A 5,128-nucleotide genomic window follows, 5' to 3' on the forward strand; every position below is an offset into this window, starting at 1 on the left:
CGGGCCTGCGCGTGCGGGTCGGCGCCGGCGTGCGCGGCATAGGCCGACAGCGCCACCGCGAGCGCGGCGAGCACGCCGCCGCTGGCGGCGAGCAGGCGCGCGGACAACGGCGCGGCGGGACGGGAATCGGGAACGCTGGCGCTCATGCGGGCGAACGCGGGAAGTGGGAGGCGTTCAACGATAGCAGCGTTGGCGCGGGACGCCGCAATCGCCGCGGACTCGCCCTGTAGGAGCGACGCGAGTCGCGACCGCGACACCGCGCATACGGCGCGATCGGGCGACCCCGCGGTCGCGACTCGCGTCGCTCCTACAGGGCGGGTCCGGACCTTCGCGTACGACACTGCGCGACAAAAAAACGCGCCGCGGAATCCGCGGCGCGTTCGGTGTCGCATCCGGCCCGCGCGTTAGCGCGGGCGGCGGAATTACTTGACCGGCCAGTAGACGTCGAACTGGCCCAGGGCCGGGTCGAAGCTCTGGTCGATGCCGGCCTTCCACGACTCGTACGGACGGTCGCTGGTGGTGTAGCCGCGGGTCATCGCCCAGGCGCGCACGGCGTCGCGCACCGGCGGCAGCGCGGCGAAGTTGTGGCCGCCGCTGGAGGCGACGACGACCTTCGACGCCGGCAGCAGCGAGGCCTTGACCGGGCCTTCGACCTTGATCTCGATCGCGGCGGCGTCGCCGGTGGCGGTGTCGCCCTTCTTGCGCACGACCTGGACGGTGTCGAAGTCGTAGGTCTCGGCGCCGAACTCGTTGGTCACGATGCGCACCGGACCGACCGCTTCCAGGCCGTTGGCGGCGATGACCTTGTTGATCCACTCCATGTTGGCGTGGATCTGGCCCTTGATCTTGTCGTTGTTGCGCTCGACCGCGGCGTTGACGCTGAGGATGTTCTCGGCCGGACGGTCGATGACCTTCGGCGCGTTGTTCGGGTCGGTTTCCGACAGCTTGGCGTAGTCGTAGTTCGGCACGGTCGCCAGCAGGTTGCTCAGGCGCGCCAAGCCCATCTTGATGTCTTCGCCGACGCTGCTGCTGACGTACAGGCCGGAGTAGCGGCCGAGCAGGTTGAAGCCGTAGTCGACGTCGTAGGTCTGGGTGATCTCGACGTTGCGGTTGTTGCGGCCGGTCGGCTTGAGGGTGAACTCGGTGCGCTTGTTGTCGCCGCGCTCGGGGTTGGTGATCTTGTAGCCGACCAGCTTGCCCGGCTCGCTCTTGACGATTTCCCAGCTGCCGTTGCCCAGGCCGCGCTCCTTGGACGAGTACTCCAGGCGGGCGCCCACGCCCTCGTCCTTGCCGACCAGCTTCATCTCCATGGCGGGGTCGCGCAGCGCCAGCGGGTTCCACTCCTTGAAGCGACGCAGGCTGTTCAGGGTGTCGAACACGATGGTCAACTTGCGGTTGGTCTCCACCGAGTGCGACAGGTGGCGGCTCGACGGCAGAACGATGCCGACGACCAGAAACAGCACGGCGACGATCGCCAGGGAAATCAGAATCTCGATCAGACGGGTCATTCAGGGTTCTCCAGGGCCGGGCCCAGGTGCGGGCCAGGGGCGCAGACCCGCAATCGTAGCAAGATAAATCCCGGCAAGGGCAGCCGTCACAGGCAAGAAATCCCACCGGAACGGGCATCGGCGGGCGCGGGCGGCGAAAAGCGCGCAACTGGCCGGCTTTGTGCCGCCTCGCAGCCGCATTCGCCCCGGTGTGCGGTCGCCGCGCGGGCGCGTAAGCGCAAATCAAGTCAAGTCGCGCCACCGCCGCGGCGTCCGCGCGCAGGGGTCCGTGCGCGGGCCGGCTCGCGCGGCCCGGGTTGTGGGTTACGACGAAAGTAGAACCCGCCGCGGGCGCGGCCGGGGCGCGGCGGGCCGGACTGCCGCGCTTGGGCCCGGCGCGGCTCGGACGCGGCCGGCGATCGCATCCGCGAACGTCGTCGCCGCGCTGCATCCCGCCTCGTGCCGGTGCGGCCGGACTCAGGCCAGCGGGCCCGCCGTGCGCACGCCGGCGCGACTGTCTCAAACCCTGCGCAGATCCAACGCCTTACGCACTGCCCGAGCGCGGCCGCGTGTGCCGGACTCGGCCAACGGGCGCCGCCCGCGAACGCCCGGCGCCGCGCGCCGGGCCGGTTCGAACGCCTCAGACCAACTGCAGCTCGAACGCCTTGAGCACCGCGCGGGTGCGGTCGCGCACGCCGAGCTTGGACAGGATGTTGGACACGTGGTTCTTGATCGTCCCCTCCGCCACCCCGAGCGAGTTGGCGATTTCCTTGTTCGAGAACCCGCCGGCCATCAGCCGCAGGATCTCGGTCTCGCGCTCGGTCAGCGGGTCGGGCCGGTCCAGGCTGACGAAGTCGTTGCGCATGTGCTCCAGGCCCGACAGCAGGCGCTGGGTCATCGCCGGCTGCACCAGCGAGCCGCCGTCGGCGACGGTCTGGATCGCCCCGACCAGTTGCTCCAGCGACACGTCCTTGAGCAGGTAGCCCTTGGCCCCGGCCTTGAGACCGGCCAGGACCAGCTGGTCGTCGTCGAAGGTGGTGAGAATGATGGTCGGCGGCAGGTAGCCGCTGCGGGCCAGGGCCTGCAGCGCCTCCAGGCCGGACATCACCGGCATGCGCATGTCCATCAGGACCACGTCCGGGCGCAGGTTCGGGATCATCTCGACCGCCTGGCGGCCGTCGCCGGCCTCGGCCACGACCTCGATGCCGTCGGCCAGGGCGAGCAGCGAGCGCACGCCCTGCCGGACCAGGGTCTGGTCGTCGACGAGCAGCACGCGGATGGGATTGGGGATCATGTCGGAGCTCCTTCGCGGCCCATGACGGCCGCGGTGGCGGGCAGGGTCAGGCGCAGGCTGAAGCCGGCCTCGGCCCGGGTTTCGATTCGCAGCTGGCCACCGTACTGCATCAGCCGCTCGCGCATGCCGCGCAGGCCGTTGCCGGCGACCAGGTGGTCGGCGCCGCGGCCGTCGTCGCGCGCGCTCATGACGATGTGGCCGTCGTCGCGGCGCACGTCGATCCACAGGTGCTGGGCGCCGGCGTGGCGCACCGCGTTGGTGATGATCTCCTGGGTGCAGCGCAGCAGCACGTGGGCGCGCTCGGGGTCGTCCAGGGTCAGGGGCGTCTCGATGTCCATGCGGATGTCCAGCGCGGGCACGTTCTCGGCCAGCGGGCGCAGCGCCAGCGACAGGTCGATGGCGCCGTTCTCGCGCAACTGGCTGACCGCCTCGCGCACGTCGGTGAGCAGCAATCGGGCCAGAGTATGCGCCTGCTGCACGTGTTCCTTGACCCGCCCTTCCGACAGGTGCCCGGCCACTTCCAGGTTCAGGCTCAGCGCGGTCAGGTGATGGCCGAGCAGGTCGTGCAGCTCGCGCGAGATCCGGGTGCGCTCGTTGATGCGCGCGCTTTCGGCCAGCAGCGCGCGGGTCGCGCGCAGCTCGGCGTTGAGCCGGCGCTGGTCCTCGCGCGCCAGGGCCTGCTGCATCGCCACCAACGAGCTGACGAACACCAGGCTGGAGAAGCCGGCATAGGCCACCGACTGCACGATCGCCACCAGCAGCGGCTGGCCGATCGCGATCACGAACACCGGGATGATCGACAGGTTGCTCAGGATCAGCCAGGCCACCCCGACCCGCAGCGGCAGCAGCCACGGCAGCAGCCCGGCCACGACCATCAGCAGGATGCTGCCGATGCCGGAGTTGGAGTAGTAGCCCACGCCGATCGCGCACGCGGTCAGCACCAGCAGCAGGGCGTGGTCGGCCGGCCCGGGCCGGCGCTGGCCGAGGCCGCGGCTGGCCCACCAATAGACCACGCCGAAGGCCAGGTGGATCGCGACCCAGCGCAGGATCAGCAGGAAGAAGGTGTGCTCGCTGCCGCCGGGCAGCGACGCCGCCGCCTCCGGCTCCAGCCACATGATCACCAGCCAGCACCCGGCCACCCCCCAGGTGAACAGCCCGGCGAATCGCATCAGTTGGGTGGGGGTGAGGCGGGCCAGCATGAATGCATGCTAACGGTAGCGGCCGTCGCCCGGAGCCGTCCGAAAGTCATGGACCCGGGCGTTCGCCCCCCGGCCTCCCCCCGTGCGATAATCGCGGCCGCCGGCACGGATTGCGCGTCGGCTTGCAACTATCTGGAGCCTGGAATGTCGATCGTCGTCCGCGACGTGCGCGAGCACGAGCTGGATTCCGTCCTTGCCCTCAACAACGCCGCCGGGCCTGCGATCCTGCCGCTGGATGCGGCGCGTCTGCGTCACTTCTTCGATACCGCCGAATATTTCCGCGTCGCCGAGCGCGACGGCACCCTGGCCGGTTTCCTGATCGGCGTGGGCTCCGCCGCCGGCCACGACAGCAGCAATTTCCGCTGGTTCCGCGAGCGCTATCCGGATTTCTTCTACATCGACCGCATCGTCGTCGCCAGCCGCCGCCGCGGCGGCGGCGTCGGCCGCGCGTTCTACGCCGACGCCCAGAGCTACGCCGAGCTGCGCTATCCGCAGCTGGCCTGCGAGGTGTTCCTGGAAGGCGGCAACGACCCGGCCCTGCTGTTCCACGGCAGCTTCGGTTTCCGCGAGGTCGGCCAGCACGTGATGGAAGAATCCGGCCTGCGCGCGGCCATGCTGATGAAGGCCCTGTGCAGCTACGAATGGGTGCGCCAGACCTACGGCGACGCCCTGCCCGAAGCCGCGTGGCTGACCGTCCCGCGCGTGCCGGCCGCGCGCCTGCACGCCGACGCGCCGCGCCCCACCGGGACGTGTTCGTGAGCGTGGCGGTGGATTACGAACAGGCCGGCGAACTCAAGATCGGCCAGGTCGGCATCGCCAACCTGCGCATCCGCACCCTCGACGTGCCGCGCCTGGTCGAAGAAATGCGCAGCCGCGTGCAGCGCGCGCCCAACATGTTCGGCCGCGCCGCGGTGGTGATCGACTTCGGCGGGCTCAGCCACGCCCCGGACGCCGCCACCGCGCAAGCGCTGCTCGACGGCTTGCGCGCCGCCGGCGTGCTGCCGGTGGCGCTGGCCTACGGCACCAGCGAGATCGAAAAACTCTCGCAGGCGCTGGGCCTGCCGTTGCTGGCCAAGTTCCGCGCCGGCTACGAGCGCGCCGACGGCGCCGCGGCCGAACCGGCGGCGCCGGCGCGGCGCGAAACCCCG

Annotated in this window: 4 protein-coding genes and 1 pseudogene; 2 read left to right on the plus strand and 3 right to left on the minus strand. The window is 70.6% G+C overall.

Features of this window, described 5'->3' with window-relative positions:
* Positions 1 to 422: 422 nt before the first annotated feature.
* The 3 genes from A7A76_RS02095 to A7A76_RS02105 all read right to left on the minus strand — a co-directional run bounded on the left by A7A76_RS02095 (position 423) and on the right by A7A76_RS02105 (position 3,980).
* On the minus strand, positions 423 to 1,508 hold the full coding sequence (locus A7A76_RS02095) for an SRPBCC family protein (protein WP_206409646.1): 1,086 nt from the start codon (positions 1,506 to 1,508) through the stop codon (positions 423 to 425).
* A 619-nt stretch (positions 1,509 to 2,127) separates the two neighbouring features.
* A complete protein-coding gene (locus tag A7A76_RS02100) occupies positions 2,128 to 2,781 on the minus strand; it encodes a response regulator (RefSeq protein ID WP_074863470.1) in 654 nt (217 codons plus the stop codon).
* Positions 2,778 to 3,980 (minus strand): sensor histidine kinase, encoded by a 1,203-nt coding sequence (locus A7A76_RS02105; protein WP_206409647.1) that lies wholly within the window; start codon positions 3,978 to 3,980, stop codon positions 2,778 to 2,780. Before A7A76_RS02105 ends, A7A76_RS02100 begins: the two co-directional genes overlap by 4 nt.
* Before the next feature lie 144 nt (positions 3,981 to 4,124).
* Between A7A76_RS02105 and A7A76_RS02110 the strand changes: the two genes are divergently transcribed.
* Complete coding sequence (locus A7A76_RS02110; protein ID WP_074863474.1) at positions 4,125 to 4,739, plus strand: GNAT family N-acetyltransferase; 615 nt, start codon at positions 4,125 to 4,127, stop codon at positions 4,737 to 4,739.
* Positions 4,736 to 5,128: pseudogene (gene minC / locus A7A76_RS25510) on the plus strand (septum site-determining protein MinC); the annotation flags it as partial. The gene A7A76_RS02110 and the pseudogene minC, both read left to right, overlap by 4 nt.

Origin of the sequence: Lysobacter enzymogenes (assembly GCF_017168095.1) — a bacterium.
Classification (GTDB): Bacteria; Pseudomonadota; Gammaproteobacteria; order Xanthomonadales; family Xanthomonadaceae; genus Lysobacter; species Lysobacter enzymogenes_D.

What these genes read in the sequence shown, in the direction of transcription:
- A7A76_RS02095 (WP_206409646.1), bottom strand. Translation starts at nt 1,508, where the DNA reads ATGACCCGTCTGATCGAGATTCTGATTTCCCTGGCGATCGTCGCCGTG.
- A7A76_RS02100 (WP_074863470.1), bottom strand. Translation starts at nt 2,781, where the DNA reads ATGATCCCCAATCCCATCCGCGTGCTGCTCGTCGACGACCAGACCCTG.
- A7A76_RS02105 (WP_206409647.1), bottom strand. Translation starts at nt 3,980, where the DNA reads ATGCTGGCCCGCCTCACCCCCACCCAACTGATGCGATTCGCCGGGCTG.
- A7A76_RS02110 (WP_074863474.1), top strand. Translation starts at nt 4,125, where the DNA reads ATGTCGATCGTCGTCCGCGACGTGCGCGAGCACGAGCTGGATTCCGTC.